Annotated in this window: 22 protein-coding genes; 6 read left to right on the forward strand and 16 right to left on the reverse strand. The window is 52.8% G+C overall.

Going from position 1 to position 26,704, the window contains the following annotated elements:
- The first annotated feature begins 1 nt into the window (after position 1).
- A complete protein-coding gene (gene glmS, locus TH63_RS17450; RefSeq protein WP_048922078.1) occupies positions 2 to 1,840 on the forward strand; it encodes a glutamine--fructose-6-phosphate transaminase (isomerizing) in 1,839 nt (612 codons plus the stop codon).
- Positions 1,841 to 1,953: 113 nt separating this feature from the next.
- Here the strand turns inward: glmS and TH63_RS17455 are convergent, their stop codons facing one another.
- Positions 1,954 to 2,358 (reverse strand): hypothetical protein, encoded by a 405-nt coding sequence (locus TH63_RS17455; protein ID WP_048922079.1) that lies wholly within the window; start codon positions 2,356 to 2,358, stop codon positions 1,954 to 1,956.
- Positions 2,359 to 2,407: 49 nt separating this feature from the next.
- Here TH63_RS17455 and TH63_RS17460 point away from each other — a divergent pair, with 49 nt between their 5' ends.
- On the forward strand, positions 2,408 to 2,791 hold the full coding sequence (locus TH63_RS17460) for a RidA family protein (RefSeq protein WP_048922080.1): 384 nt from the start codon (positions 2,408 to 2,410) through the stop codon (positions 2,789 to 2,791).
- A 217-nt stretch (positions 2,792 to 3,008) separates the two neighbouring features.
- On the opposite strand, the gene TH63_RS17465 is transcribed toward TH63_RS17460, so the two are convergent.
- The gene (locus tag TH63_RS17465) at positions 3,009 to 3,977 is read right to left on the reverse strand and encodes a YihY/virulence factor BrkB family protein (RefSeq protein WP_048922942.1); all 969 of its coding nucleotides are present in this window, start codon (positions 3,975 to 3,977) and stop codon (positions 3,009 to 3,011) included.
- Positions 3,978 to 4,188: 211 nt separating this feature from the next.
- Here TH63_RS17465 and gltX point away from each other — a divergent pair, with 211 nt between their 5' ends.
- The 3 genes from gltX (at position 4,189) to TH63_RS17480 (ending at position 7,083) form a co-directional block, all read left to right on the forward strand.
- Positions 4,189 to 5,724 carry a glutamate--tRNA ligase gene (gene gltX / locus TH63_RS17470; RefSeq protein WP_048922081.1) on the forward strand — a complete coding sequence of 512 codons (1,536 nt, stop codon included), beginning with the start codon at positions 4,189 to 4,191 and terminating at the stop codon, positions 5,722 to 5,724.
- 219 nt (positions 5,725 to 5,943) lie between these two features.
- Positions 5,944 to 6,306, forward strand: a complete 363-nt coding sequence (locus TH63_RS17475) for a hypothetical protein (RefSeq protein ID WP_048922082.1) — start codon at positions 5,944 to 5,946, stop codon at positions 6,304 to 6,306.
- A 15-nt stretch (positions 6,307 to 6,321) separates the two neighbouring features.
- Positions 6,322 to 7,083: a TIGR00266 family protein gene (locus TH63_RS17480; protein ID WP_048922083.1), complete on the forward strand. Its 762-nt coding sequence runs from the start codon at positions 6,322 to 6,324 to the stop codon at positions 7,081 to 7,083.
- Positions 7,084 to 7,193: 110 nt separating this feature from the next.
- Here TH63_RS17480 and TH63_RS17485 read toward each other — a convergent pair whose 3' ends face one another.
- The 4 genes from TH63_RS17485 to lptB form a co-directional block, all read right to left on the reverse strand.
- Positions 7,194 to 7,817 (reverse strand): c-type cytochrome, encoded by a 624-nt coding sequence (locus TH63_RS17485; protein ID WP_082161776.1) that lies wholly within the window; start codon positions 7,815 to 7,817, stop codon positions 7,194 to 7,196.
- A gap of 523 nt (positions 7,818 to 8,340) precedes the next feature.
- Positions 8,341 to 9,831 (reverse strand): GH3 auxin-responsive promoter family protein, encoded by a 1,491-nt coding sequence (locus TH63_RS17490; protein WP_048922084.1) that lies wholly within the window; start codon positions 9,829 to 9,831, stop codon positions 8,341 to 8,343.
- A 136-nt stretch (positions 9,832 to 9,967) separates the two neighbouring features.
- Positions 9,968 to 10,288 (reverse strand): four helix bundle protein, encoded by a 321-nt coding sequence (locus TH63_RS17495; protein ID WP_048922085.1) that lies wholly within the window; start codon positions 10,286 to 10,288, stop codon positions 9,968 to 9,970.
- Between the two features lie 41 nt (positions 10,289 to 10,329).
- On the reverse strand, positions 10,330 to 11,061 hold the full coding sequence (gene lptB, locus TH63_RS17500; protein ID WP_048922086.1) for an LPS export ABC transporter ATP-binding protein: 732 nt from the start codon (positions 11,059 to 11,061) through the stop codon (positions 10,330 to 10,332).
- A 196-nt stretch (positions 11,062 to 11,257) separates the two neighbouring features.
- Between lptB and TH63_RS17505 the strand changes: the two genes are divergently transcribed.
- The gene (locus tag TH63_RS17505; protein ID WP_053093843.1) at positions 11,258 to 12,013 is read left to right on the forward strand and encodes a glycoside hydrolase family 25 protein; all 756 of its coding nucleotides are present in this window, start codon (positions 11,258 to 11,260) and stop codon (positions 12,011 to 12,013) included.
- Positions 12,014 to 12,076: 63 nt separating this feature from the next.
- Here the strand turns inward: TH63_RS17505 and TH63_RS17510 are convergent, their stop codons facing one another.
- The 10 genes from TH63_RS17510 to TH63_RS17550 form a co-directional block, all read right to left on the reverse strand.
- The gene (locus TH63_RS17510; protein ID WP_197088588.1) at positions 12,077 to 12,454 is read right to left on the reverse strand and encodes a GerW family sporulation protein; all 378 of its coding nucleotides are present in this window, start codon (positions 12,452 to 12,454) and stop codon (positions 12,077 to 12,079) included.
- Positions 12,455 to 12,615: 161 nt separating this feature from the next.
- Complete coding sequence (locus tag TH63_RS17515) at positions 12,616 to 15,549, reverse strand: alpha/beta hydrolase family protein (RefSeq protein ID WP_082161777.1); 2,934 nt, start codon at positions 15,547 to 15,549, stop codon at positions 12,616 to 12,618.
- Between the two features lie 790 nt (positions 15,550 to 16,339).
- Positions 16,340 to 18,052, reverse strand: coding sequence for a single-stranded-DNA-specific exonuclease RecJ (gene recJ / locus TH63_RS17520; RefSeq protein WP_048922088.1), 1,713 nt, complete (start codon positions 18,050 to 18,052; stop codon positions 16,340 to 16,342).
- A 307-nt stretch (positions 18,053 to 18,359) separates the two neighbouring features.
- Positions 18,360 to 20,186 carry a tetratricopeptide repeat protein gene (locus TH63_RS17525; RefSeq protein WP_082161778.1) on the reverse strand — a complete coding sequence of 609 codons (1,827 nt, stop codon included), beginning with the start codon at positions 20,184 to 20,186 and terminating at the stop codon, positions 18,360 to 18,362.
- A gap of 165 nt (positions 20,187 to 20,351) precedes the next feature.
- On the reverse strand, positions 20,352 to 22,454 hold the full coding sequence (locus tag TH63_RS17530; protein ID WP_048922090.1) for a peptidylprolyl isomerase: 2,103 nt from the start codon (positions 22,452 to 22,454) through the stop codon (positions 20,352 to 20,354).
- An 83-nt stretch (positions 22,455 to 22,537) separates the two neighbouring features.
- The gene (locus tag TH63_RS19865; RefSeq protein ID WP_053093845.1) at positions 22,538 to 23,809 is read right to left on the reverse strand and encodes a hemolysin family protein; all 1,272 of its coding nucleotides are present in this window, start codon (positions 23,807 to 23,809) and stop codon (positions 22,538 to 22,540) included.
- A gap of 16 nt (positions 23,810 to 23,825) precedes the next feature.
- A complete protein-coding gene (locus TH63_RS20415; RefSeq protein WP_156180690.1) occupies positions 23,826 to 23,984 on the reverse strand; it encodes a hypothetical protein in 159 nt (52 codons plus the stop codon).
- A complete protein-coding gene (gene lptC, locus TH63_RS17540; protein ID WP_076606526.1) occupies positions 23,981 to 24,511 on the reverse strand; it encodes an LPS export ABC transporter periplasmic protein LptC in 531 nt (176 codons plus the stop codon). The genes TH63_RS20415 and lptC overlap by 4 nt, the downstream gene beginning before the upstream one ends.
- Positions 24,512 to 24,640: 129 nt before the next feature.
- Positions 24,641 to 25,981, reverse strand: coding sequence for a hypothetical protein (locus TH63_RS17545; RefSeq protein ID WP_076606527.1), 1,341 nt, complete (start codon positions 25,979 to 25,981; stop codon positions 24,641 to 24,643).
- Positions 25,974 to 26,690: a type III pantothenate kinase gene (locus TH63_RS17550; protein WP_048922093.1), complete on the reverse strand. Its 717-nt coding sequence runs from the start codon at positions 26,688 to 26,690 to the stop codon at positions 25,974 to 25,976. The genes TH63_RS17545 and TH63_RS17550 overlap by 8 nt, the downstream gene beginning before the upstream one ends.
- Positions 26,691 to 26,704 lie beyond the last annotated feature (14 nt).

Consider the following 26,704-nt stretch of genomic DNA (forward strand, 5'->3'; position numbering starts at 1 on the left):
TATGTGTGGAATTGTAGCATACGTAGGGCAGCGTGAAGCATGCCCTATCATTTTGAAAGGTTTAAAGCGGTTGGAATATCGTGGCTACGATAGTGCCGGAGTAGCCTTGCTAAGCGAAGGTGAACTAAAGGTTTTCAAGAAAAAAGGCAAAGTTGCTGACCTGGAGGCCTTTATAGGTGACCGTAACACCAGCAGCCATATTGGTATTGGACACACCCGTTGGGCTACCCATGGTGAGCCAAATGATGCCAATGCCCACCCCCATTACTCCAGTTCAAAAAAGATCGCCATTATTCACAATGGTATCATAGAGAACTATGCTTCTTTAAAGAAACACTTGATCAATAAGGGCTACGAATTCCACAGCGACACAGACTCTGAGGTTTTTGTGAACCTGATTGAGGACATTAGAGAGAACAGCAAGGTTTCTTTGCCTGAGGCCGTACGCCTGGCCTTGCATGAGGTAGTAGGCGCTTACGCAATTGTGGTAATCTCCCATGATTCCCCTACCCAACTGGTAGCCGCCCGTAAAGGTAGCCCGCTGGTGATTGGCGTTGGCAAAGGCGAGTACTTCCTGGCTTCAGATGCTACTCCTATCATTGAGTATACTAATGAAGTGGTTTACCTCAATGACTTTGAGATTGCTGTAATTAAAGACGGCGTCCTGGATATCCGTACAAAAGAAGACGTGGTTCAGACACCATATATCCAGACGCTGGAAATGGAGCTGGAATCCATTGAGAAAGGCGGTTACCCGCACTTCATGCTGAAGGAGATCTTTGAGCAGCCCCGTTCTATCCTGGACAGCATGCGCGGCCGTTTGGTAGCTGAGAACACGCAGCTGACCATGTCCAGCATCAGGGAATATGCTACCCGCTTTAAGAATGCAGACCGCATTATTATTGTGGCCTGCGGTACTTCATGGCACGCTGGCCTGGTGGCCGAGTACATGATTGAGGAGTTTGCCCGTATACCGGTAGAAGTAGAATATGCTTCTGAGTTCCGTTACCGTAACCCGGTGATCAGAGAGGGAGACATTGTAGTGGCTATTTCCCAGTCTGGTGAAACCGCAGATACCTTGGCGGCCCTGGAACTGGCTAAGTCTAAAGGAGCCCTGATCTTTGGGGTGTGTAACGTGGTGGGTTCTTCTATCGCCCGTGCCACAGACGCAGGTGCCTACACGCACGCCGGCCCTGAAATTGGGGTAGCCTCTACCAAAGCGTTTACTGCGCAGGTAACGGTTCTTTCCCTGATTGCGATGATGCTGGCTGAGATGCGCGGCACCATGGAAACCTCCGCCCTTCGTCAGATGATGATGGAAATGGAGCAGATTCCTGCCAAGGTGGAGAAAGCCCTGCAACTGGACAAAGAAATACAGGCGATCTCTGAGATTTTCAAAGACGCTACTAACTTCATCTACCTGGGTCGTGGTTTCAACTTCCCGGTAGCCCTGGAAGGCGCGCTTAAGCTGAAAGAGATCTCTTACATTCACGCAGAAGGGTACCCGGCGGCAGAAATGAAGCACGGACCTATTGCCCTGATTGATGAGAACATGCCGGTAGTGGTAATCGCTACCAAAGACAGCTCATATGAGAAGATCGTTTCTAACGTGCAGGAAGTACGGGCCCGTAAAGGACGCGTGATCGCTATCGTTACCGAAGGCGATACGGTGATCCCGCAGATGGCTGAGTTCGTGATTGAGGTGCCAGCCGCCCATGAAGCGTTGATGCCGCTTATCTCTGTGATTCCGTTGCAGTTGCTGAGCTACCACATTGCCGTAATGCGCGGCTGTAACGTAGACCAGCCCCGTAACCTGGCAAAATCTGTAACGGTTGAATAAGCTGTTCCAGACACAAATACTAAAAAGGGAAGCCATGTGGCTTCCCTTTTGTTTTGGGGTCGTTTTCTGAGAAACAGGCTTAAAACGCAAAAGGCTTTTCGCTACGCTATCTCTTACTTGATCTCATATAAGGTGGCCAGAAAGACGCAGGCTTTGTCTACGGCCCTGCGGGAGCTTTCCTGCAGAATGCTTACTTCCAAGACCTCGCGTTCAAAATTAGTAGAAGACGGGTGCAGGCCCACCAGGTGGAAATTAAGGGGCAGATAATCGGCCGCCAGGGCCTCCAGCTCAAACCCCGAGGCGTTGCAGAAGACCACTAGCTTGTCGGCTTTCCCTTCCTTGTTGTATTGCTCCATGCGCCAGGGCTGCTCGTGCAAAAGCAGGTCAAATACCAGGTCTGCCTGTGGTAACCATACAGCCAGTTCCTCTGGGGTCTGCAGATGCAGGTAGGCGCGGTTATAGAATCGTAACCCAAACTCTGCTTCCTGCTCCGGCGTTGCCAAAACCAATGTATTCATAATTCAGTACCTTTAGCCCATAAAGATAACGATTAAACTACATCTACTTATGGCAACCAACCTTATAGAAAGCAAATCTGCCCCGGCTCCCATTGGCCCTTACAGCCAGGCCGTGATGGCGGGTAACACCCTGTACGTATCTGGCCAGATTCCCTTAGACCAGGCTACCGGCAACCTGGTGCAGGGCGATATTCAGTCAGAAACGCACCAGGTCATGAAAAACCTGCAGTACATCTTAGAGGAGGCCGGCATGGATTTCAGCCACGTGGTGAAGTGCAGCATCTTCGTGAAGGACCTGGGTAACTTCGGCGCTATCAATGAAACCTACGGCAGCTATTTCACCAGCAACCCACCCGCCCGTGAGACCGTGGAAGTGAGCCGCCTGCCCAAAGACGTGAACGTGGAGATTTCCTGCATTGCGGTGAAGTGGTAGTTTGGTAATGTGCTAATTTTTTAATGTGCTGATGTGCTAAAGGGGAATTAGCAAGAACAGTTTCCTGAGAGAATGGCATATTGGCAATACTCCCGTTTTAGGCCTGTTTTTAGAAAAACAGGCCTAAAACATTTTAATAGTCAGGCAATTGAAGACACTACTTCTCAATTTATACAGCGCGTTATTTCAATAGCACATTAAAAAATTAGCACCTTAATTATTCCTCCTCCCCCTTGGCCTTTGCTTCATTAGGCCCGGGCTCGGCGTTTACCGGGGTGTGGCCTACTTCCACCTCATGGTTTTCCACGCGCACGGCAAAGGAAGACGGATAGATATCGGCGCCATAGCGGCGGGCGTATACCAACGTGAACTGGGCACCTAAAAAGATAATCTGCGAGGTATAGAAGACCCATACCAGCACCACAATCACAGAGCCGGCCGCGCCGTAAATGCTGGAAAAATCACTGTTGCCCAGATAAATCCCGATCAAGGATTTGCCCAGCGCGAATAGCAGCGCCGTTACCAGCGAGCCAACCCACACGTCCTTCCATTTGATCTTGGCGTCTGGCAGGTACTTGTAAATAAGAGCGAACAGGAAGGTCACCACGGCGGTAGACACCAGAAAATTGGTAATTTGGGTGAGGTGTATCATTGACGGGTCTACCTTCTTGGCCAGGTAGGAGGTAATCACCACCAGAATAGCATTCACAATCAAGCTCACCAGCAGCAAGAAAACTATACCAAAGATCATAGCGAAGGACAACAACCGGTCCACCAGAATCTTCAGGTATTCGTTTTTGGGCTTCGGCTTTACGCCCCATATCTGGTTCAATGATTCCTGCAAAGAGATGAATACCCCTGTTGCCCCCACCAGCAGCGTCAAGACCCCAATAATAGTGGCCAAGGTAAAGTCAGCGGACTGATGGATACTCTCCACCATCTCCTGAATATCGGCGGCACCTTTGCTGCCCATGAGCTCGCGCAACTGGGTGTATACCTCGCCCTGCACCGCCTCACGCCCAAAAACGGCGCCAGCGGTGTTGATCATGATAATGAGAATGGGCGGGAGCGCGAAGATGGTGTAATAGGCCAGCGCCGCCCCTTTCTGGAAGGAGTTGTTGTCCAGGAAGTCAAACCAGACTTCTTTAATGATACACCAGCCTTCAACAAATATTTTCTTAAACATAGACCTGGTTTTCCCTTTCATACGCACCTTACACGGTAGGTTTACAAACTTCCGGAAAGGTAACCTTATTTCATTGATAGAAGACCGCTTTCAGCAACGCAGGCCTCTCCTTTAAGAATACCTGACAGAACCGCAAGGTTTTACGGGTAAAAGCTTTAATGAAGCCTTGAAAAACTGTACTTTTGCACTCCTATTTATAACGTTGAATAACATGGAGAGAGAAGTACGAGTACGCTTTGCCCCCAGCCCAACCGGGCCTTTGCACATTGGTGGGGTGCGTACAGCATTGTATAATTACCTGTTTGCCAAAAAAATGGGCGGCAAGATGTTGCTGCGCATTGAAGATACAGATCAAAACCGCTTTGTGCCCGGCGCCGAGCAATACATTTTTGACAGCCTGGCCTGGTGCGGCATTAAGTTAGATGAAAGCCCTGTCCACGGCGGTCCGCATGCCCCTTACCGCCAGTCTGAGCGCAAGCCCATGTACATGGACTACGCCCTGCAATTGGTAAACGCCGGACATGCCTACTACGCCTTTGACACCGCCGAGGAACTGGAAGCCATGCGCGAGCGCCTGAAAGCCGCCAAGGTAGCCACCCCGCAATACAACGCCATTACCCGCGCCACCATGAAGAACTCCCTCACCCTGCCAGAGGATGAGGTGAAGCGCCGGCTAGAGAGCGGAGACCCGTACGTGATCCGTTTGAAAGTGCCGCGCAAAGAGGAGATCCGTCTCAAAGACATGATCAGAGGCTGGGTGATGGTGCATTCCTCGGCTATTGATGACAAGGTGTTGATGAAGTCTGATGGCATGCCTACCTACCACCTGGCCAACATCGTGGATGACCACTTGATGGAAATCACCCACGTAATACGCGGCGAAGAGTGGCTCCCGAGCGCGCCGCTGCACGTACTGCTGTACCGCTATTTTGGGTGGGAAGATACCATGCCTGAGTTTGCCCACTTGCCTTTGCTTTTGAAACCAGACGGCAACGGAAAGCTGAGTAAGCGCGACGGCGACAAGCTGGGTTTCCCGGTGTTCCCGCTGAACTGGGTAGACCCCGTGACCGGCGAGCAGTCCAGCGGTTACCGTGAGGCCGGCTACCTGCCAGAGGCCTTCGTGAACTTCCTGGCGTTCCTGGGCTGGAACCCCGGCACGCAGCAGGAGTTGTTTACCATGGACGAACTGATTGAGGCCTTCAGCATTGAGCGCATTGGTAAATCAGGTACCCGTTTTGACATTCAGAAAGCCCGCTGGTACAATGAGCAGTACCTGCGCGCCAAACCAGACGCCGAACTGGCGAAATACCTGCTGGCCGCCCTGCCGCAGGGCATTGACTGCTCAGAAGAACGCGCCGAGAAAATTGTGGGCCTCATGAAGGAGCGCGTGACCTATCCGCAGGACTTCTGGAAAGAGGCCGTTTACTTCTTTGAGGCACCTACCCAGTACAATGAGCAGGTAGCCGCCAAGAAATGGTCGGCGGCCGGTGCCGGCGCCTTTGAGCAGTTCAAGAACGAACTAGCCACCTTGCCAGACTTCAACGCCGAGACCGTGAAGGCCCTACTTTTGCAGGTGCTGGAGCGCAACGGCCTTAAGATTGGCCAAGTGATGCAGGCCTTGAGAATAGCGCTTACCGGCGTAGAGGCCGGCCCAGACCTGATGGCCATCATTGAGATCATTGGCCGGGAGGAAACCGAGCGCCGTATTGAGGCGGCTTTGGCCAAACTGGTGCAGTACGCCGTTTAACACATCCATTCCGTTTTAGGCCTGTTTTTGGTAGAACGGACCTAAAACGCTACCCGTGCTTTCTGCACGTAAACCTCCTTTATAAATTAGCGCCCGGCGTTTGTTTATGAAGGAGGTTTCTTTTTAATTCGTTTATCCTTCTTTGCGTTTTCCCGTTTGTAGTAGAACAAGCAAAACCGGGTGGCTTGCCGCACAGGCCTCCCCTAACCCGACACTACTATGGCAAAGAAGAAGTCTGATAACGGCAAAAAAGACAATAAACCAGAGAAAAAAGCGAAGGTACACCCAGAGCTGGAAGGCTTTGAGATCAAGATCAACCCCCTGGGCGATATTACCTCCAACTTCAACATTGACCAGCTTAACTCCTTTCTGGACCGCAACGTGAGCGATAAAAAGCTGGTAGGCGACCAGGGCAAGAAACGGGAGCAGGAAGAAGAGGAATACCCTATTGAGGAAACCGTGGAGGAGGAAGAGAACGAGGAAGATTTCTTTAAAGGGAGCACCGGCCTGGGCGAGGAAGATGCTGATGACATCGCGGGCAAAGACGAAAAACCCTCAGGCGACAAGCCTAAAAAGAAATAACCTTTTACACCCTTTATGAGATCCCACGAAATAGACTACCGCATTCACGGCAATGACATTCAGGTACTGGAAATAGAGCTGGACCCCCAGGAAACGGTCATCGCCGAAGCCGGCGCCATGGTGTTCATGGAAGACGGCGTTCAGTTTGAGACCAAGATGGGCGACGGCTCCAACCCGGCCCAGGGCTTTCTGGGCAAATTGGTGCAGATGGGCAGCCGCGCCCTTACCGGCGAGTCCTTGTTCATGACCCACTTCACGCACCGCGGATACGGCAAAGCCAAAGTGGGTTTCTCGGCCCCCTATCCCGGCACCATTGTGCCTTTGGATCTCACGCAGTTCCCCAACGGGCTCATTGTGCAGAAAGACGGGTTTCTGGCCGCGGCGCTGGGCACCAAGATTGCCATGCACTTTAACCAGCGTTTGGGCGCGGGCTTCTTCGGGGGCGAAGGCTTCATCATGCAGCGCCTCACCGGCGATGGCCTGGCCTTTATCCATGCAGGCGGCACCGTGATTGAGCGGCACCTGCACAATGAGACCCTGCGCGTAGACACTGGTTGCGTGGTAGCCTATGAAAACGGGATTGATTTTGACATACAGCGGGCGGGCGGCCTGCGGTCCATGGTGTTTGGCGGCGAAGGCCTTTTCCTGGCCACCCTCCGGGGCACCGGCCGCGTCTGGATTCAGTCTATGCCAGTGAAGAAACTTATTCAGGCCCTTATGCCGCACGGCGGAAATGCCAACAAAGAAGGCGGCCTTCTGAGCAGCTTCCTGGAGTAACTTTCTTAAGCGAAGACAATAAAAATGCCCGGCGTAAACCGGGCATTTTTTGTTAGCTCGTTTCGGGCCTGTTTTCTGAAAAACGGGCCCAAAACGATGCATTGATTTTATCAGGCACCCGCAGGCGGAATTGGGGCCGGTACCACGTTCTTAATGGGCGGCAATGATTTAAGATAGGCGAAGATGGCTTCCAGATCCTGGTCTGTCATGTTGCGGTAATTAGGCCAGGGCATGGGCGGAAGCAAGGTTCTGCCATTTTCCATGCCTTTGTACTTTCCTTTCCTCAGAGCTGTCTTGAAGTTATCTATGGTCCAGTTCCCTATGCCGGTGGCGTCTGGGGTAAGGTTAGCCGAAAAAGACGTGCCCCAAGGACCTACCCCCACTGTATTGTCCATGGAAAAAAGATGCCACCCACTTTTGGCGGCGCCTGCCAGCACAGGAGGAACCTTGTCTGAGGCGGGGTGCCCCGATAGCAACCGGCTGGGGTCCGGGGTCATAGGCGGAATCTTGTCTGTAGGCGCCAACTTAGGCGAGTGGCAGTCATTGCAGGAACCCACAGCGACTAGGTATTTGCCTCTTTCCACCAGCTCATCCTGGGTAAGTGCTGCAGGTTGGGTAGTGGTTTGGTTCAGGTCACTGGTAGTGCCGGCTTCCGCAGTGGTGCCTTCCTGCTTTTTATCTTCGCAGCTATAGAATACTGCGGCGGCACACAAGAGAGTCAGAATTTTTTTCATGGCTTTAAGAAGGTTATGGTGAGAGAAATGAGGGACTGCAGGCACAGGTGGAAACTCCCTATAGAGGGTAAGCAGTAAAATCTGTTGGGGAAATCTCAGGAAGCGGCCTTGGTTACTTTAATGCCAGGACACTCATTTATGTTAAATGCTTCAGCCATAGTTACAACCCACTGTAAGTGAGTGCCTACTTTACCTGATCCATTTCCTGCTTATGCGGCCTAAGCGGTGTTCCCAAGAAAACTTTCTAATAAATAAAGATAATAAATTAATACTTATTCTTTTATAAATACCAATTTATTTTTTTTAGAGAAATTTCTCTGGTATGCTTTTGCTTATCTATGAAGCTGTTTAGGAAAGAAGAAAACCAGACCAGTTTCTAAAGGAAAGGCCAGAGGAGGAAAGGCCAGAGTGGAAATAAACTCTGTACAGAAGATTGGAAGCTATCCCACTCTTCTAAAACACGAAGTCTGTTTTGAGCCTGTTTTTAAGAAAACAGGCTCAAAACGATTGCAAGAAATAGGGTCTATTGAGCCAGGTTATTTACTTCCAGGATTTCCTCCAGGTACTCCCGGTTGTTGGCCAGGCGCGGCACTTTGTGCTGGCCGCCCATTTTGCCTTTGAACTGAAGCCAGTTCAGGAAAGCGCCTTTGGGGGCCACGGTGATCAGGGGTGCCTGCAGGGCCAGGTCTTTATGGCGCTTGGCGTCATAGTCTGAGTTAACCGAGCGCAGGGTCTGGTCCAGCACTTGGGTAAACTGGTCCAGGCTGGAAGGCTGCTGGAAGAATTCTATCACCCATTGGTGCCCGCCTTTGCTCTTGCCCTCAAAGTAGACAGGGGCGGCCGTGAAATTGGTGATAGTGGCACCAGTGGCCTCACAGGCCTTGGTAATGGCCACCTCCGCGTTCTCCACCACTACCTCCTCACCGAAGGCATTGATGAAATGCTTGGTCCTGCCGGAGATCTTGATGCGGTAGGGCGCCAGAGAGGTGAATTTAACGGTATCGCCAATCTTGTAGCGCCAGAGGCCGGCGTTGGTGGAGATGATAAGCGCGTAGTTCTGGCCCAACTCCACCTGATCTAAGGTGAGCACCGTGGGGTTCTCCTGGTCGGCCTCCTCCATAGGAATGAACTCATAGAAGACGCCGTAGTCCAGCATGAGCAGCATCTCGTCCTTTAGGTGGGGCTCATCCTGTATCCCGAAGAAGCCCTCAGAGGCGTTATAGACCTCCAGGTAGTTCATTTTCTCAGACGGGATCAATTGCCTAAACAGCTCGCGGTACGGCCCAAAGGCCACGGCGCCGTGGGTGAACAACTCCAGGTTTGGCCATACCTCCATGATATCCTTGGCGCCCGTCTCCTCCAGAATGCGGTTCAGGAGCACGTAGGTCCAGGTGGGCACGCCCGAAAGGCTGGTCACGTTTTCTTTGACGGTGATCTCCACCATCTTCTCAATCTTCTCCTCCCACTTGTCCATGAGCGCCACCTTGAGCGGCGGGGTGCGCATGGCCTCGGCCCAAATGGGCAGGTTCTGCATAATCACTGCCGACACGTCGCCGCAGCGGGTGTTGGCGTTGAAGTCATTGGGGTGGTGGCTGCCGCCGATGGAAAGCCCCTTGCCTGAGAACACCTTGGTGTCTGGGTAGTTGTTCACGTAAATGGAGAGCATGTCTTTGCCCCCCTTGTAATGGCATTCTTCCAGCGCCTCTGGGGTCACCGGAATAAATTTACTGCGGGCATTGGTGGTACCCGAGGACTTGGCGAACCACTCTACCTTGCTGGGCCACAGAATGTTCTGTTCGCCCTTGAGCACGCGCTCAATGTGCGGATACAGGTCTTCATACGCGCTAATAGGCACCCGCTCCTGGAACTCCCGCACGCTCAGTTTGTCTGAGTAGCCGTACTGCTGGCCCCACTCTGTATTTTTTGCGGTATTGATAAGGTTGGAAAACAACTCGTTCTGCACATCATGCGGGTACTTCCGGAAGAGATCTATCTGATGGATTCTCTTCTTCATTACCCATGTCACTAGCGAATTGAATAACTCCACTATAGAATTGTTGATTGTTAGTTGTTGATTGTTTTTGATCTGCTTATGTTTTCAGGTTATCGTTGGTCAACTTAATTAGATTGTTGATCGATATAGGTAACCTTTACAGATTTTGGAATATGTGCTTGTACTGTTCTTCAGAGATTAAGTTTCTGACTTTTGCGTTCTCATTCCAATCCAAGCATTCATAAACAGAGCCGCGAGCGAAACGATAAAAGTTGATTTTGTCTTTCTTCCCGAACCTCCCGAAGCCCTCCGCCAGATTGGCTGAAAGGCTGTCCACTGCTCTTGCAAATTGCTTACCAACCATCTCTTTTTCAAAATGGCCCCATTTGGTTACTATTTCCCAAACATAATTGCTTAGTTTAAAAGCAGCTTTATAAGCTTCAATATCATTTAACTGCAGATATTTTCTCTCTTCCATCTAAAAAAAAAAACAATCAGCAATTAACAATCAACAAGTAACTAGATCTTCCGCTTCAGCTCAAAGTGCTTGCCCAGATAGACACGGCGCACTTGTTCGTCGGCGGCCAGCTCTTCGGCGGTGCCGGATTTCAGGATCTTGCCTTCAAAGAGCAGGTAGGCGCGGTCCACGATGGAGAGGGTCTCGTTCACGTTGTGGTCGGTGATGAGAATGCCTATGTTCTTGGTTTTGAGTTTGGCCACAATGGTCTGGATCTCTTCTACCGCAATAGGGTCTACCCCGGCAAACGGCTCATCCAGGAGCACGAAGCTGGGATCTACGGCCAGGGCCCTGGCGATCTCGGTGCGGCGGCGTTCGCCCCCGGAAAGCACCACGCCTTTGTTTTTGCGCACGTGCGTGAGCGAGAACTCCTCCAGCAACTCTTCCACTTTCTCGCGGCGCTCCTGCTTGTTCTTATCGGTCATCTCCAGCACGGCCATGATGTTCTCCTCCACGGTCAGGTCCCGGAACACCGAGGCTTCCTGCGCCAGGTAGCCCACGCCTTTTTTGGCCCGGCGGTACATGGGCAAGGTAGTGATGTCTTCGTGGTCCAGGAAAATGCGCCCGGAGTTAGGCTTCACCAGCCCCACAATCATGTAGAAGGAAGTGGTTTTACCGGCGCCGTTGGGCCCTAGCAGCCCCACAATCTCGCCTTGGTTTACCTCTACGCTCACATCATTGACTACCGTGCGAGACTTATATTTTTTGAACAGGTTTTCGGAACGTAAAATCATTGCCTTAAAATTAAGGAATAAACCTTAGATGTGGTATGGTAACGCAAAAGAGGGGGCTTTACGCATAAATTGTTAAATGGTTATATTATATTGTTGCACTCTGCTTATAAAGTGGTGTATATGAGTAATAAAATTTGCTGTTTCTCATCTTTTGCTTTACCTTTTACGTCCTTATTACTAGTAGATCAACGTAACCATGTTCTCCTTTTTCCACATCCTGCGTCGCAAAGGTACGGCACCGGTGGCCCTGTTCTTCATAAGCCTGTTTTTAATGGCGGCGGGGTCCACTTCCTCAGAATTTCTGCATGGCATTGATGTGTCCCGTTACCAGAAAGACGTGAACTGGGAGCATGTGAAGGAAGCCGAGATCCATTTCGCCTTCATGAAAGCCACCGAAGGCGATTTCCTGAAGGACCGGTACTTTGACACGAACTGGGAGAACAGCCGCAAGTATGGCATTAAGCGCGGGGCTTACCACTTCTACCTGCCAGATGTGAGTATTGAGGACCAGATTGAGATTTTCAAAAGAACGGTGACGTTGCTGCCCGGCGACCTGGCCCCGGTCCTGGATGTGGAAACTCCTTGCAACAGCATTTCTGATGCCCAACTTCGCCGCGACATCTTTCAGTGGCTCACTGCCATTGAGGAACACTACGGCGTGAAACCCATCATTTATACCAACCAGATCTATTACAACCGCAAGCTCAGAGGCTATTTCACGGATTATCCTTTATGGATTGCCCGGTACCAGAACGCCGAGCCTATTACGCACCCCAAAGACAACATGGCTTTCTGGCAATACTCAGAAACGGGCACCGTGAAAGGCATTGACGCCCCGGTAGACATGAACTGGTTTTTTGGAGACGTCTCTGCGCTGAACAAGCTTTGCGTTCCGGCCAAAGCGGCTGCCCCAGCCCCTACCGGCACCATGGCACAAAACAACGAGCTTTAAGCCCGTTTTCGGGAAAACAGGCGTAGAACGCCAGCCCATTCTTCGCCGGATACACCAGTCTGCCTAGCTTCTGGCTGCTCTTTTATTGAACAACAGCCACCCTAGCAAAAACCCTAAGCCGGCGCCCAGCAGAAACGGACGCGACGTGGAAACCGGGATAAACCTGGTCTTTTTGGCTGTTACCTCAAACACACCTTTCGGGACGGCATAGAGCCCTCCGCCGGCCCCTTCCCCGCTGGCGTCTTTCCCGGCTTCGGTCTTCTTATTGCCTTGCCCGTAGCCTCCGCCCAGACCCATGGCTACCTGCGCCACCGGAATAATGGTCTTGCCCTGGGTTTCTATGGGTTCCCCGAAGATATTCTTGATAGAGGCATTCTGGTTCAGGCTGGCCGCTACAACGGAACCAATATTGTGCTCTTCTAAAGTGCTGTCTGGCATCATAACGGTTTCCTTAAGGTGTCTTAGTTTGTACTGCTTCTTGTAGGGAATGTTGTTCTTGCCCAACGCGCTTCATCAACAGATAGACCCATAAAAAACGCCCGGCCCCTTTTCAGGAGTCGGGCGTTTTAGGCCTGTTTTCAGGAAAACGGCTCGGAAACGGGTTACCGCATGGTGTTAGGCTGGCTTACTGGCGTGGTGGCTGGCTGTTGACCGGGCGCGGGCGTGGCTGTGGCGGGTTCCTCAATCAGTTCAAGGCCGTACTCTTTGCCTTTCACCAGCGTTGGTACCCCTTTCTTCATCCAGGCAGGCTCTGGGGCGCCTTTCAGGTAATGGTCAAAGAACTGTGACATGCGCACCGAAAGGTCTTTGCGGTTCTTGCGTTGCACCAGGTTGTGGGCCTCGCCGTTATACACCAAAAGCCAAACGGGTTTGTTCAGGCGGCGCAGGGCCATGAACATCTCAATACCCTGGTACCACGGAACAGCACCGTCATTATCATTGGCCATCATCATGAGCGGGGTCTCCACTTTGGGTACGAAGAACAGCGGAGAGTTCTCAATGTACTGCATGGGCTTTTCCCATAGCGTTCCGCCAATACGGCTTTGGGTGCGCTCATATTGGAACTGCCGGCTCATGCCGCTTTCCCAGCGTATTCCGCCGTAGGCGCTAGTCATGTTGCTTACCGGGGCCCCGGCCATGGCGGCCTTGAACATGTTCGTGCGGGTTACTAGGTACGCCACCTGGTAACCGCCCCAGCTCTGCCCCTGCAAGGCCATGTTCTTCTCATCCACGAAACCTTTGGCCACCAGGCTCTGCACGCCCGGGATAATGCTGTGGTAGGCGCTCTCGCCGGGGTAACCGTCTTTGTACACGATGTCTGGCACAAACACCAGGTAGCCTTGGCTCACGAACAACGGAATGTTAATGGTAGAGGCGCTGGGGGCCGGCGAGCGGTAATTGTGAAGGGTCTCTGCGTTGCGTTCATAGAAATACACCAGCATGGGGTACTTCTTCTTGGGGTCAAAATTCTCGGGCTTGAACAACAGGCCTTCCAGGGGAACGCCATTGTCTGAGCGCCAGTCTACCAGTTCCACGCTGCCCCACAGGTACTCATTCTGCTGCGGGTTGGCGTTGCTGATCTTCTGCGGATTGGTAAAGCTGGTGTTGCTTACCCACAGGTCTGAATACTCTTTGAAGCTGGCCTTCCGGAAGATAAGGCGGTCGCTGTTTTTGGCTTTGCGCACGCTGGAGAAGCTGTAGGGCTGCATCAAAACTTTTTGCGGCGCTCCGGCCTTGGTTACGTGGTCGGTGTAGAAACCGGCGTCTTTGGTCTTCAGGTCCAGGGTGCGCAGCAGAATCTGGTCCTCTGAAGGGATCACGCGCTGGCTGGGGTTCAGGCTCAGGTACCGGAACTGCAGGTTGTTCTGACGGCCGTAGCCGTCGGTGATGTTCACGGCAGCCGCTTTGCCAGAAGGGTCCAACCGCCAGATGTCATAGCGGTCATTTACCAGCAGGTGCGCATCGTCTTTGGTCCAGCCGGTGATACCGTACTCCTCAGGCAGCGTAGGCATGTCATTCTGTTCATCATAAAACGCCACTTTCATTTTTTTTGTGAGGTTCACCGGGGTGCCAGCTTTCACAGACATCGCTTTCCAGGAACTATCAGCGGGCTCATACCAGTACAGGTATTTCCCGGCCGGCGATAATCTTGGGGTGCCGCGGGTGTTTTTTATGGCCAGTTTGCGGCTGCCGTCTTTCAGGTCAATGAGCCAGGTGTCTTGCCGGGACGGGGTGTCATAGCCCACACTCAACAGGTAGTTCACGTTGCTGCTGCCCACGGCCACATCAGAAGTACGACCGGGGTTCAAAGACACATCCGGAATCTCCAGGGTGGCCAACTGCACTATTTTCTTGCTTTTGAGGTCATACACGGCCAGGAACGAGCGTTTCTGCTCCCGCTCCAACTGCTTGAGCTGCATGGGCTGGATCAAAGGATCACGGTAGGTCCAGACATCAAGGCTCACTTTCTCCTCGTCTAGCTTGGTAGAGTCTTTCTCATACTGGGTAGGGCGCGGAAAGGTCCCGAAGAACAGGCGGTCGCCTTTGTCTGAGAAGCCCAACTGGGCGTGCTCGCTCACCATCCATTTTGCCGGCATGCCTTTGTAGGCGGTATCTGCTAGCACGCGGATTTTGTTGTCTTTGGCCACCCAGTGGCGTAGCTGAAAGTACCGGATGTCTTTGCCCGTGCTGTCCTTGCTGGTCACAAACGCCAATTGCTCGCCGGCCTTGTCTGACACCAGGTTCTTGTAGGTCACGCGGCCACTGTCAATAGGCATAGCTTTGCGTGAAGCCGTATTGAAGGCATGCACGCCAGCCTTATGTAGAGAGTCTTTGGCGGCTTTCACGAAGAACAGCATGTTGCCCTTGTCTGAGAACTGGAAATCAATGACGCGGTCAAAGCGGTATTCCTGGCCGGTAGCCAGATGGCGAAGTACCAGTTCAGAGGCCTCTTCCTTTTTGTCGGTTCCCGCGCCGGTAGCTCTGCCCGTAGGTCTGCTAGGGGCCGGGGCCGGAGTGGCCGCCTTGGTTTTGCTAGTATCTTTGGCGGCCTTAGTAGCCAAGGGCGCCTCCAACTGATAGGCTAGCCATTCGCCGCTTTGCTTGGGCAGTTTATAGGACTTCACGCGGGCCACGTACTGCGCGCTTCCTTTGGCCAGGTCATAGATAGCCAGGGAATCCTTGGGCATCTCCTCGGGCTTCTTCTTTTTCAACTTTGCCTGACGGGTAACGGCATAGGCAGGTTTGATCTGGAAGATGGCAAAACGGCTGTCTACGGTAAAGGCGCTTTTATAGCCATGCTTAAAGGCCTTGCCCGTGTTCTGGGTCAAATCTCTCAGGTGCAGGACGCCGTCGCCCTCCTGGGGTTCTACGCCGTAGAGCAGGAATTTACCGTCATTGGAAAGGGAGTCTGCCTCAATGCTCTTCCAGGAGTCATAGACATCATGGGTCAAGACTTTTTTAGCGGGCGCCTGGGCCTGCGACGTCAACGCACATGCGCTCAGCAAAAGCCCCGCCAAAACGATTTTGGGTTTCATATCTGGGAATGGTTGTTTGTGTAGGATGGAAATTTAAAAATACACTATCTGCTCCTTACATGCGAACTTATTCCCCGCTAAATCCTGGTTTAGAAGCGTTTTGAGAAAAACGGCCCTAAAATGGCTATGGCATGGAACGAGCAACCACAGAGAAACAGTGTTACCATTTGAACCGCCACGGACAGGTCAAGCCCTGTCCCTACACCAACGTGGCTTATTCTCCTATGTGCAAGGCCATTGGCGAAGACACTCGTAGGAGCTGCGCACGCTACGAGGTCTTTGGAGCCAGCGCAATCTGGCAAGAAGCAGGCACTCTTTCCTCTCCGCCTGAAAGGCGATACAGGCATGGCAACGGACCAAGCAGCAAACCAGTCGTGTACCCATAACCTTGCGGAGGGCCGCCACGCGTAGCCCGAAGCAGGGGCAAGCAGTAGCGGAACAAACAGTAATGGTGTAAGCTCCCTATGGAACAGATAGCCTTTGCCAGGTGGTACCGCGGTGAAGCCCCGCCTGTCTGAGCGGCAGCGAGTTCGGGGCTTCTTGATTCTTTTGGTTACTTTTCTCATCAAGGAGAAAAGTGACAGACGCCGGCCGGCCGCGACTCCCGCTAAGAGACTGGGCAGGAAGTTAATAAAAAGTAAAAGCTTATTGGTAGATGGAAAGGCAGTCTAAGTCGTTGGCCCCTAGGAACACCAACCACGGCGAGTAAAAGGCCAAATTAGAAAAAAGTCGTTTTAGGCCCGTTTTCTCAAAAACAGGCCTAAAACGGAAAGCACGATAAAACAGAAAGCTATTCCGCGAAGCGGATGTCTTTGATGCGAAGTTGCAAGGTCACATTGCCCCGGAACACATTCTCCTCCACGCAGTAACACACGTCAAACGGAATGCCTTTCTGAATGCGGGGATAGTATTCGGCCATGCCGAACGCGATGGCGTCAAAGGAAATGTCACCGTCTTGGGTGAGGCGCAGCTTGAGGTGGGCATCGCCTACCACGCGCGCTGAGCCGGTGTCATAGACGCAGGAGCTCACGAAGACCGGCGCCATGTTGCCCGGACCAAACGGCTCCATCTGCTTTAAGATGTTGAAGAACTTCTGGGAGATCTGGTGGAACTCCAGCGGGCTGTCTATCTCCACCATGGGCACCAACTGCTCCTCCAGAATGGTATTGGCTACAATCTCCTCAAACCGCTCCCTGAACGCCGGCACGTTTTCCACCGGCATGGTAAGCCCGGCGGCGTACATGTGCCCGCCAAACTGGTCTAAGAGGTCTGAGCAGGCCAGAATTGCCTGGTGCACATCAAACCCATGCACGGACCGGGCCGAGCCCGTGGCCTTGCCGTGGGACTCTGTGAGGATGATGGTGGGTCGGTAGTATTTCTCAATGCATCGAGAGGCCACAATGCCTACTACACCTTTGTGCCAGTTCTCTTTATAGAGCACTGTGGAGCGGGCGTTGCGCAGGAAATCATCATCCTGGATCATCTGCAGGGCCTCTTTGGTGATGCTGGTGTCATGGCCGCGGCGCTCTGAGTTGGAGACGTTAATGGCCTGGGCCATGTCAAAGGCTTCTTCCTTAGTTCTGGCCAGCAGCATGGCCACCGAGCGCTTGGCATCGCCCATGCGGCCGGCGGCGTTAATGCGCGGGGCAAACCCGAAAACAATCTGCGTGATGTCCAGCTCGCCGCGCAGGTCGGCCAGCTCTTTGAGCGCTTCCAGCCCGGGCCTGAGCAAGGCGCCGCTGTTCATGCGCTGCAGCCCATGGTAAGCCAGAATACGGTTCTCGCCGGTAATAGGCACAATATCGGCGGCAATACTGATCACCACCAGGTCTAGCAGCTCATACAAGGGCTCCAGGTCAAAGCCCTGGCTCAGGCAGAAGGCTTGCATGAACTTGAAGCCCACGCCACAGCCGGCCAGCTCTTTGTAGGGGTACGGACAATCTATTCGTTTGGCGTCCAGCACAGCCACGGCCTGAGGCAGCAGATCATCAGGTAAGTGGTGGTCACAGATGATGAAGTCAATGCCTTTCTCGTTGGCGTAGGCAATCTTGTCAATGGATTTGATGCCGCAGTCCAGGGAGATAATCAGGCTGAAGCCGAATTCCTGGGCGTAGTCAATGCCGGCAAAGGAAATTCCGTAGCCTTCGGCATAACGGTCCGGGATATAGTACTCAATTCTATCTTCAAAGAAAGTCTGCAGGAAGCTGAAAACCAGGGCCACCGAGGTGGTGCCGTCCACGTCATAATCGCCGTAGATGAGAATGCGCTCCTGGCGGTGCAGGGCCTCTACCAGCCGAAACACGGCCTTGTCCATGTCCTTGAGCAGGAAGGGGTCATGCAGGTCTTGGAGCGAAGGGCGGAAATACGTTTTTGCTTCCTCATAGGTACAGATGCCCCGCTGGCAGAGAATGCCCGCCAAGGTCCTGCTAATGCTCAGGCTATCGACTAAATTCTGTACTTTTGCGGCGTCCGGCGCTTCCTTTACTACCCATCGTTTCTGCATCGGCTGTGTTGCTGCGGTTTCATCTGTGATATGAGGCGACAAAAATACGAAATCTGACACAGAACTCGGGCACTCGTTTTACCAGCTACGCGTTTACCAGGAAATAATTCACCTTATGGCACGTCTTCACCCATGAAAAGAATCAAAGATATTTACCACAAATACAAAGACTACGGCCTGGTGGACGGCCTCATGTACCTGTCTTTTTTCCTTTTTCTGGCGCTGCTGTTTCTCTTCTTCGCGTAGCAGATTTCTGTTTTGAGCCTGTTTTTAAGAAAACGGCCCTTAAACAGGAAGTAAACTTCCCCTACACCTTATCGCCCCGCAGCTTCCTCAGCCGTTTGCGAGCCTCCGCCACGAACACGCTGCCCGGGTGTTTCTCCAGCAGCTTGCCGTAGAATTCCTGGGCTTTCTGGGGTTGCTTGAGGTTTTCCTCGTTCAGTTTGGCCAGCAGGAAAAGGGCATCATCTGAAAGGATATCATATTTGGGGTTGTCAATGATGAGCTGCAGGTTTTTAGCGGCCTCGTCAAATTTGCCCATCTGCTGCAACAGCTCGGCCTTCTGGAAATAGATCTCGTCGGTGAGGCTGTGGCCGGGGTATTTGGTCAGCAGCTTGTCCAGGGCGGTGAGGGCCTCTGGGTACTTGTGCTGGAATACCAGGAAATCAATGGCGGCGTATTCCTTGAGCGCCGCCGCCGAAGTATCCATACCGGTGTTGTCTATGATGAGCAGGCTCAGATCCAGGGCGTCATTGGCAATCTCGCGGCTGGTGGCCAGTTTCAGGATATCCAGGTGGCTCTGGGCCAGTTCAAAATCGCCTTTGTAATAGCTCAGGCGGGCATTGCGCAGTTTGGCCTCATAGCCCAGAGGCTGCTCTTTGTGCGTTTTCTCTACCTGGCTGTAGAGCAGGGTGCTTTCCCAGGGCTCGCCGCGCAGCAGGTACACATCGGCTAAGACCAGTTTGGCTTCAGCTACTACGTTTGGGTTGGCGCGGGGCATGTCTATCACTTCTTGCAGGTTCTTCATGGCCGGGGCCTGGGCGTCCAGGTAAAAGGCCTGCAGTTCCCCCAGCTCCTTGATGATCTCGGCGGTACGGTCAGAACGGCCCATTTCCTGAAGCAGGGCTTCGTACTCCTGTGCCAGCAGCTTTATCTTGGCCTGGTCAATAGGGAACGTGTTCTTCACCTGCTCTTCGCGGGCCTGGATGATGCGCTGGCGGGCAATGGGGTACAGCTCTCCGGTCTTGTACTGCTGCATCACATAGGTGTAGCCCTCAATCGCGGTTGCGAAATCTTTGTTCTGCAGGCTGATGTCTGCCAGGGAAAGCACCTGGGCGCCTCCGGCCTGGGTACGGCGGTCCAGCGCGCGGGTCTGCAATAGCGCCGGCCCGAAGTCCTTGCGTTGCAGCAGGGTCCAGATAAGGAGCTCCTGCACGGGCGTGGCGTCTGGATTTGCCTGCACCTCTACCATGAGGCGTTGTTCCAGCTTATTCAAAGACTCTTCATCGCGGAGCGTGTTCTGCAGCATGTTCTGGGCATAGGGCAGCGGAAGGGCGTTGTTTTTCAATTGGCGCAGCACTTCTTCAATGAGCGGGTCTGTCTTGCGTTGGTAGGCGTACAGCTGCAGCAGTTGCGGCGCGAAGCTTTTCTCGCTGCCGCTCAGCTCCCGGGCCTTCAGATAGGCTTTCTCGGCGTAGTCCAGCAGGTCTGCCTGCTGAAAAGAGGTGGCAATGGCATAGACATTCTCAGGGTTGGTGGTCTGGACCACCTGCGCCCATTTCTTTTCGGCAGCGGTGTTGTTGCCGGCGGCCTGCATTACCTTTCCTTCATCTATGGCGTAGGCTGGCACCGTGGGGTATTTCTTCTGGGCTCGTTTCACCAGTTTATCGGCTTCCTTGAAATTACGCAGGGCCAGCAGGGTCTTGAGGTAATCTGGGTACACCAACCCGAACTGTACGTCCTGGTCAATGAGCTTACTGAGTAGCACCTCGGCTTTGGCGTAGTCGTTCTGGCGCAGGTATTCCTTGGCCAGCGCCATCTGCTCCGGTATGTTCTGGGCCACGGCCTGCTGCGGCGCAGTCATTCCCCACCCCCAAAGGGCCACCAGGCATAGTATCCAAAACGGTCTTTTCATGTGCTGTAAAATGGGTAAGCTCTTCTTCCTTAACGTATTCTACGGAGATTCAATATAGCGTTTTAGGGCTCTTTTAAGAAAAACAGGCCTAAAACAGATTCCCCTGAAAAAGCAGAAGCCGCGCTGGTGGCGCGGCTTCTGTCTTCTATGTTAGAAATCCTGGTTCTAGAAGAACCGAACGCGGTTGTCTTCTACCTTGGCGTTCTTGCGTACGGCCTCATACAGGGCACCTTGTACACGTCCGGCACGGGTTCCTTGCAGTTGCTGCTTCACGGCCTTAATGTCAGCTACCGGTGTGGCTGGAGTGATGCTAGACAGTTCCACTACTACTACCCCACCTTCGCCGTCAATTGGCGCGGTGCGCTGGCCCGGCTTCAACCCGAAGGCCTTACCGATGGCTACTGGCTCAAAACCTAAACCTGGTACGTTGGCGGCACCCAAGGTCACGTCACTAGCCGGACGAACAATGGCGTCTGCGCCGTATTTGGCAGCGGCTTGCTCCAGGGTACCAGAAACAGCACCTAATTTCTCTTTGATCTTCTTCGCTTTCAGTTCATTGCGCACGGCAGCGGTCAGCTCATCACGTACGTCATCTACTTTGGCGGTTCCTTTTTCACGCTTACCGGTTACTACCGCTACCACGTATTGGTCATCCATGGTGATTACGTGTGACACGCTTCCTACTTTGGTGTCTTCTGAGAAGGCCCAACGAACCAGTTCTCTTCCGTTCTGGAGGTTATTCACGGCACGGTCTGCGGCGCTGATCTTGGCTTCAGCGGTGCTCAGGCCTTTCTCTGCGGCTACGGCTTTCTTGAATTCTTCCAGGTTTGAGCTGTTAGAGGCAATGGCGCCGGCACGGCTGTAGGCATACTCACGCGAGTTGTCACTTGGCGTAAGGGCCCGGGTTACCTGGGCTACCTGGTACGTTTTAGTGGTTTTAGGCTCCGTGATCTTTACAATGTGGTAGCCATAGTCGGTTTCTACCAGGTTAGGCAGCAAACCAGGACCGCTGGCCGCAAATACCGCTTTCTCAAATGCAGGCACCATGCGTCCTTCAGTGAACCAACCAAGGTCACCACCTACAGAGGCAGTTCCGTCAGTACCGTGTTGGGCTGCCAGTTGGGCGAAGTTAGCTCCTCCTTTGATCTGATTCAGGATGTCCTGGGCTTTGGCTTTGGCAGCGGCTTTGGCCTCTGGGGTAGCGCTCTCAGGCTTGATCAAAATGTGGCTGGCGCGTACAGAGGCTTTGCCGCCTTCTTTTACACCAATGATCTTGTACAGGCTAAAGTTTCCGCCCTGGGTGAAAGGACCGTAGATCTTGCCTTGCTCCAAAGATTGGGTCTTCAGTTCTTCCGGCAACTCATTAGCAGGTACGTAGGCTCCGTTGAATGGGGTATCAGACTCAGCTTTCACAAACAGGGAGTCATTCTCTGTGCTGGCAAAGCGGGCGGCCAGGTCAGCCGTCTCTGTGCTGTAGGCGGCGCTGTCTTCCTTAGAAGCACTTACCGGCACGGTTACGTAGGTGATAGACCGGCCTTCTTCTACTTCAAATTTCTTTTTGTTCTTGTTCAGATACTCGCTCAGCTGGTCATCGGTTACTTTCACCGTTGAGTCTGCAATGCTGAAATACGGGATGAACAGGTATTTCAGGCTGGCGCGGCTGTTTTGCTCGGCATTGAAACGCTTGGCCTCTTCGGTGGTCACGTAGTTAGAGAACGAGAACAGGTTGTAGTATTTGTTGCGCAGGCGGTCTGTGGCCAGATCCTGCTCGTATTTGCGCCAGGCGGCTTGTTGCTCCGGAGGCATGCTGCCCAGGTTACGCAAGGTCTGCTTTACCTGGTCTACGTTGAATTGGCCGGTTTGCGGGTCGGTGAACATTTGCTTGAGGGCAGGGTGCACGTTGCGGCCCTGTACCATGTCTACCTGCTCGTCTTCAGAGATACCTAAGCCTACTTTGTCAAACTCGCCCTCAAAGGCGTACTTGAAAACCAGTTGGTTCCAGGTCTGCTCACGCAGAGAAGCCAGTTCCGCCTCTGAGGGCTGACGGCCGTATTGGTTGGCATAATTGTTCTTAGCCTCTTCAAACATCCCCTCAAACTCCTGCACAGACACCTCATGCCCCGCAATTTCTCCTACCACCATCTTGTCTCCGAACAACCGGGAATTTGGTCCCAGCAGGTCTCCCAACACAATGAAAATAAGCAAGCCAACGGCAATAGCGCCAATGGCGAAGCCAGACTTTTCTCTAATCTTGTTAATTAATGCCATGTAAGTATTTGACGTATTTTAAGCGTTATGCAAAATAATCTGAATATGTGATAAAATCAAAATATAAGTCTCTATTAGGCAGCTTATTCTTCGGCGGCGCCCAACTTAACAGAGAGATGTACCGTATTGATGCGGTGTTCATCCATGGAAAGGATCCTGATCTCAAAAGGAGGAACCACAATCACGTCACCAGCCGAGGGAATCTCTTCCAGCACAGACAAGATAAAGCCCCCCAAAGTTTCATAGTCCCCCTCGGGCAGGTTCAAGTCATAGGCATCATTGAGGTAGTCAATTTCCTGGCGGGCACTGAACAGGTAAGACCCCGGTTCTGGCAGCGGTTGCTCCAGCAGGTCTTCCTCATCATACTCGTCATTGATATCACCTAAAATCTCCTCCATCACGTCTTCCAGGGTCACAATGCCCGAGGTGCCGCCAAACTCATCCAGCACCAGCACAATGCTGCGGTGCTCGGTAATAAACTTCACGAAGAGCTCTTTGGCCAGCATGTTCTCCGGCACGGCCTCCATGGGGGTAAGGATCTCCTCCAGCGTGGCGGGGTTGGTGAAAAGCGAGAATTGGTGGCAGTAGCCCAGAATATGGTCCAGGGAGTCCTGGTAGATGAGGATCTTGGAATGGCCAGTCTCAATGAAGGCCTGCCTGAGCACGTCTACCCCTTCCTCCAGCTCAATGGCGTCAATCTCGGTACGGGGCACCATGCACTCCCGCACTTTCACGGTCTTGAACTCCAGGGCGTTATGGAAGATCTTGCTGTCTACCTCACTGGAGTTCACCATGGCCAGGGTAGCCTCCTCTGGGGTCTGCAGCTTTACCGCAAACGGCTGGAACGCCAGGGCATTGGAAAGCAGCTCTTTCTCGTTTTCGGGGTCTTTTCCAGAAAACAGGCTAAAAACAGATGTAAGCAGCGCCGTGAACGGATAGAAGAGCAACAGAAAAAAAGCCACCGGCCCCGCCACCAGTTTCAACAACCCGGCCGGGGCCGAAAGGCTAGCCATGGTACCCACACCCACCACCAGCACCCAGTTGGCCAGCAGCGTGACGGTTCCGGCCAGCAGATAGGCCCAGACGGTCATCAGGAATTGGTTCAGGTAAAACGCCAGGCTGCCAAACAGGCCAAAACCCAGCAAGACTACCCCCAGCCCCAGCCCCAGTTGAATAGTCAGGAACAGCAGCTTTTCCCGGCGCAGCAGAAAGCCCAGCAAGGATGATTGGTTTTCTGAGGCCTCCAAGGAAATAAGAGGCCGCGTAGTATAGCGGGTAGCCACCTCAGCCACGCTGAAAAGCGATAGCAGCAGTACGCCCGCCGCAATAGCAATGTATAGGGTGGCTAAATCCATGGGCCGGAATAGGAAATCAAGGCTTTGGTCTGTTCATACGGAAAAGCATGAGAAAGATCACCGAGAGCATGAAGATCCAGTAGCTTTCCAGAATACCCGTCACCATGGCCTGGTGAATGCCAATGACCAGGCAGACCACGGCTAGGGCCAGATAAATGGTTTGCTTCAGGGTCATTGCTTTAACATAAAAGAGCCCGAGAACTGCTTGAGCTGGTAATTGGAGAAATCTTCATTGGCGGTGAGGCCTACGCCCGTCACTACTTCCTCGGCGCTGGTGATGCGCACAAACTTATCTGTGTAAATGCTTCTTTTCTGCCGCTGCCAGAACAATTCCTCTGTGTTGAGCTGCTCGTTTTTCTTAGTGTTTTTTACTACCACGTTGTTACGGGCAAAATAGAGGTCTTTGGCTTTGTCATACTTGGCGTATTTAGCCGAGATGATGCTGGTAGGCACCCCTTCTTCATAGAAGGTGATGTACAGGCCTTTGGGATAGACCACGTCGCCGTTCTGGAGCTGCTGCTCTACCGGGGCACTTAGCTTGAGCTTGGTCTTGGCCGAGTCACTGTAAATAGTCACCTGGTTGTAGGTCTCAGAACTGGGCCCTTTGTACTCAATAGGCTTCACCGCGTCATCTGCGCCCTGGCAACCCCAGGTAAGCACGCTGAGCAAAAGCATCAAATAAAATAGACCAATCCTACGCATAGATCTTGTTAGCAGAACCTGAAAATATCACTTATGGCTATAAACGCATCAGATACCAAACCATATCCCTTAAATGGGGCTATTGATTTGGTATCTGCTTTTTGCTAAACGCCGGGTAATGAGAATGTACTAGTCAAACTTGCGTTTAATGAACCAGCGGTTATTGAAGGTAACGCCCAGGCTCACCCGCAGGTATTGTTCCTTCAGGCCAGATTCCTTCGCTTCTAATTGACCAATAGCAAAACTGGTGTTCAGCATGGCTTGGGTATAATCTGGCGGACGAACCCCTCTCCCCAGCGGGAAGGAGAAGCCCCAGGTAAGGGCCATGTCTTTTAACGTCTGAATGCTACCCGTGGTGTTCCCCAGCGTAACGGCCTGTATCTCTGAGTTGCCATAGTACCCGCCCACACGGTAGGTGACCCGTTTCAGGTAAGAGCTCACGGAGTTAGGGTCTGGGGTGAACTCGGTACCAAGTCCTATTCTGTAGCTGTCTCCCAATTCCTGGCGGCCTTCGTTCTTGTTCAGGCTGAAGCCTCTGAAATCAGAGCCTTTGGTGGTGGAATAGTCCAGGCCGGCAGACCAGGTTTTGTTGTTGTCAATGGAAAGCCCCACCTGTACCATTTGCGGCAAAGTGGTATTTCCTTCCAAACTGTCTGTGGTAATGCCAGAGATCAGGGATTCATCCAGGGCTCTGCGCTCCTGGGCCACCTGCCGGTCTGCGTCAATCACGGCCTTGGTGGTGTAGGTAGAACCCAGCCCCATGCTTATTTTATCACTGAATTTCTTGCGGTAGTGCAGGCCTCCCTTGAACAGCAAGCCAGAGTACTTGGTGGTAGTATGGAAAAGCGTCTGCTGCAGGTCACTGGTCTCGCCTTCCTCCACCAGAATGGTAGTGGCTTGCTTGTCAATGGTACCAAAGATATAAGAACCAGTAACCCCGGCGGTAAGGCCATTGGCAATGCGAACCCCATTCCCGAAGGACACTTCATTAAGGCCTCCGGTGCCTTTGTATTGGGTAAAGGTACTGGCGGTGCCTTCCTCTACGCCGGCTACGGGAGCAGTCAGATAGGTGATATAGTTTACCCTGCTGTAGGGCTTCAGGCTTAAAGAAGAGGTCCAGAAGCGGGAAATAGGAACAGCCAGTGACAAATACCCCAGGTTGGCGGTACCGTCAATCTGTGATTCCTTTTTATCTGAGATGCGTTTGAGTTCAGAAGCCACGGCGGCCTCAAAGGTTACCAGATTGTTGTAATACAGCAAGGCCGGGTTCATGTCATTGATCAGGGCGCCGCTGGCGTTCCCTACCCCTACCTGGCCCATGCCCGCGCTGCGGATGGTACCAGTACCATGCACCACATCACCAACCCCAAAACGGGAATACGGGGAATTTGAGAGTTGTTGCGCCTGTAGCTGTTGCGAGCCAATACATAAACAGGAGAAAAGGAACAGTGCGCGGAAATGTTTATACATTATACTCAAGAATTCGGTTTAACCCGATTAAAACCAGTTCGGGAATGACAAAGATGCGTGCTTTTACTGTACTTTCAAAAAACGGGGCGTCACCGCCCGTCAATACCACCGTCAATGGTTTGTATTGACGGTCATAATGTTGAATCATGGCTTCGGCCTCTGCCTTCACCCCAAAGAGAATTCCTCCCTGTATGGCTTCTGCGGTGGTCTTCCCCGGCAAGGGCGGCAATTCATAGCCTTCCAGCAAGGGCAACTTACCGGTAAACGTATGCACCGCCTGGTAGCGCATGGTAATACCCGGTGAAATAGTACCTCCCTCAAAAGAACCGCTGGCCAGCAGCAGGTCATAGGTAATGCAGGTTCCGGCGTCTATAATCAGGCAGTTGCGCTCTTTGAACAGGTATTGCGCGCCCACCGCGGCAGCCAACCGGTCAACGCCCAGCGTATGCGGGGTGCCATAGTTGTTCTGCACCGGAACCGGTGTCTGGGCAGTATACAGAAGATGCTGCCCCGTTACCGGTAGCTGCTGCACCAAGGCCGCTGATTCCTGGCTCACCGACGCCATAATGGCGTTCCGGACCGGCAAACCCGCCAGTTTCTCCCCCAAGGAGGAGAAATCTGGGCAGGTGAATTGCTGTACCAGTTGCCCGTCTTCAAAAAGACCGGCTTTAAAGCGGGTGTTGCCCCGGTCAATGGCCAGATTCAGCATTCTTTGAACGGCAG

Origin of the sequence: Rufibacter radiotolerans, from assembly GCF_001078055.1 — a bacterium.
In the GTDB taxonomy this organism is placed as follows: Bacteria; Bacteroidota; Bacteroidia; order Cytophagales; family Hymenobacteraceae; genus Nibribacter; species Nibribacter radiotolerans.

Excerpts from the sequence above, each read along its gene's own strand:
- glmS (WP_048922078.1), top strand. The coding sequence starts at position 2 with ATGTGTGGAATTGTAGCATACGTAGGGCAGCGTGAAGCATGCCCTATC.
- TH63_RS17455 (WP_048922079.1), bottom strand. The coding sequence starts at position 2,358 with ATGAATACATTGGTTTTGGCAACGCCGGAGCAGGAAGCAGAGTTTGGG.
- TH63_RS17460 (WP_048922080.1), top strand. The coding sequence starts at position 2,408 with ATGGCAACCAACCTTATAGAAAGCAAATCTGCCCCGGCTCCCATTGGC.
- TH63_RS17465 (WP_048922942.1), bottom strand. The coding sequence starts at position 3,977 with ATGTTTAAGAAAATATTTGTTGAAGGCTGGTGTATCATTAAAGAAGTC.
- gltX (WP_048922081.1), top strand. The coding sequence starts at position 4,189 with ATGGAGAGAGAAGTACGAGTACGCTTTGCCCCCAGCCCAACCGGGCCT.
- TH63_RS17475 (WP_048922082.1), top strand. The coding sequence starts at position 5,944 with ATGGCAAAGAAGAAGTCTGATAACGGCAAAAAAGACAATAAACCAGAG.
- TH63_RS17480 (WP_048922083.1), top strand. The coding sequence starts at position 6,322 with ATGAGATCCCACGAAATAGACTACCGCATTCACGGCAATGACATTCAG.
- TH63_RS17485 (WP_082161776.1), bottom strand. The coding sequence starts at position 7,817 with ATGAAAAAAATTCTGACTCTCTTGTGTGCCGCCGCAGTATTCTATAGC.
- TH63_RS17490 (WP_048922084.1), bottom strand. The coding sequence starts at position 9,831 with ATGAAGAAGAGAATCCATCAGATAGATCTCTTCCGGAAGTACCCGCAT.
- TH63_RS17495 (WP_048922085.1), bottom strand. The coding sequence starts at position 10,288 with ATGGAAGAGAGAAAATATCTGCAGTTAAATGATATTGAAGCTTATAAA.
- lptB (WP_048922086.1), bottom strand. The coding sequence starts at position 11,061 with ATGATTTTACGTTCCGAAAACCTGTTCAAAAAATATAAGTCTCGCACG.
- TH63_RS17505 (WP_053093843.1), top strand. The coding sequence starts at position 11,258 with ATGTTCTCCTTTTTCCACATCCTGCGTCGCAAAGGTACGGCACCGGTG.
- TH63_RS17510 (WP_197088588.1), bottom strand. The coding sequence starts at position 12,454 with ATGATGCCAGACAGCACTTTAGAAGAGCACAATATTGGTTCCGTTGTA.
- TH63_RS17515 (WP_082161777.1), bottom strand. The coding sequence starts at position 15,549 with ATGAAACCCAAAATCGTTTTGGCGGGGCTTTTGCTGAGCGCATGTGCG.
- recJ (WP_048922088.1), bottom strand. The coding sequence starts at position 18,052 with ATGCAGAAACGATGGGTAGTAAAGGAAGCGCCGGACGCCGCAAAAGTA.
- TH63_RS17525 (WP_082161778.1), bottom strand. The coding sequence starts at position 20,186 with ATGAAAAGACCGTTTTGGATACTATGCCTGGTGGCCCTTTGGGGGTGG.
- TH63_RS17530 (WP_048922090.1), bottom strand. The coding sequence starts at position 22,454 with ATGGCATTAATTAACAAGATTAGAGAAAAGTCTGGCTTCGCCATTGGC.
- TH63_RS19865 (WP_053093845.1), bottom strand. The coding sequence starts at position 23,809 with ATGGATTTAGCCACCCTATACATTGCTATTGCGGCGGGCGTACTGCTG.
- TH63_RS20415 (WP_156180690.1), bottom strand. The coding sequence starts at position 23,984 with ATGACCCTGAAGCAAACCATTTATCTGGCCCTAGCCGTGGTCTGCCTG.
- lptC (WP_076606526.1), bottom strand. The coding sequence starts at position 24,511 with ATGCGTAGGATTGGTCTATTTTATTTGATGCTTTTGCTCAGCGTGCTT.
- TH63_RS17545 (WP_076606527.1), bottom strand. The coding sequence starts at position 25,981 with ATGTATAAACATTTCCGCGCACTGTTCCTTTTCTCCTGTTTATGTATT.
- TH63_RS17550 (WP_048922093.1), bottom strand. The coding sequence starts at position 26,690 with ATGCTGAATCTGGCCATTGACCGGGGCAACACCCGCTTTAAAGCCGGT.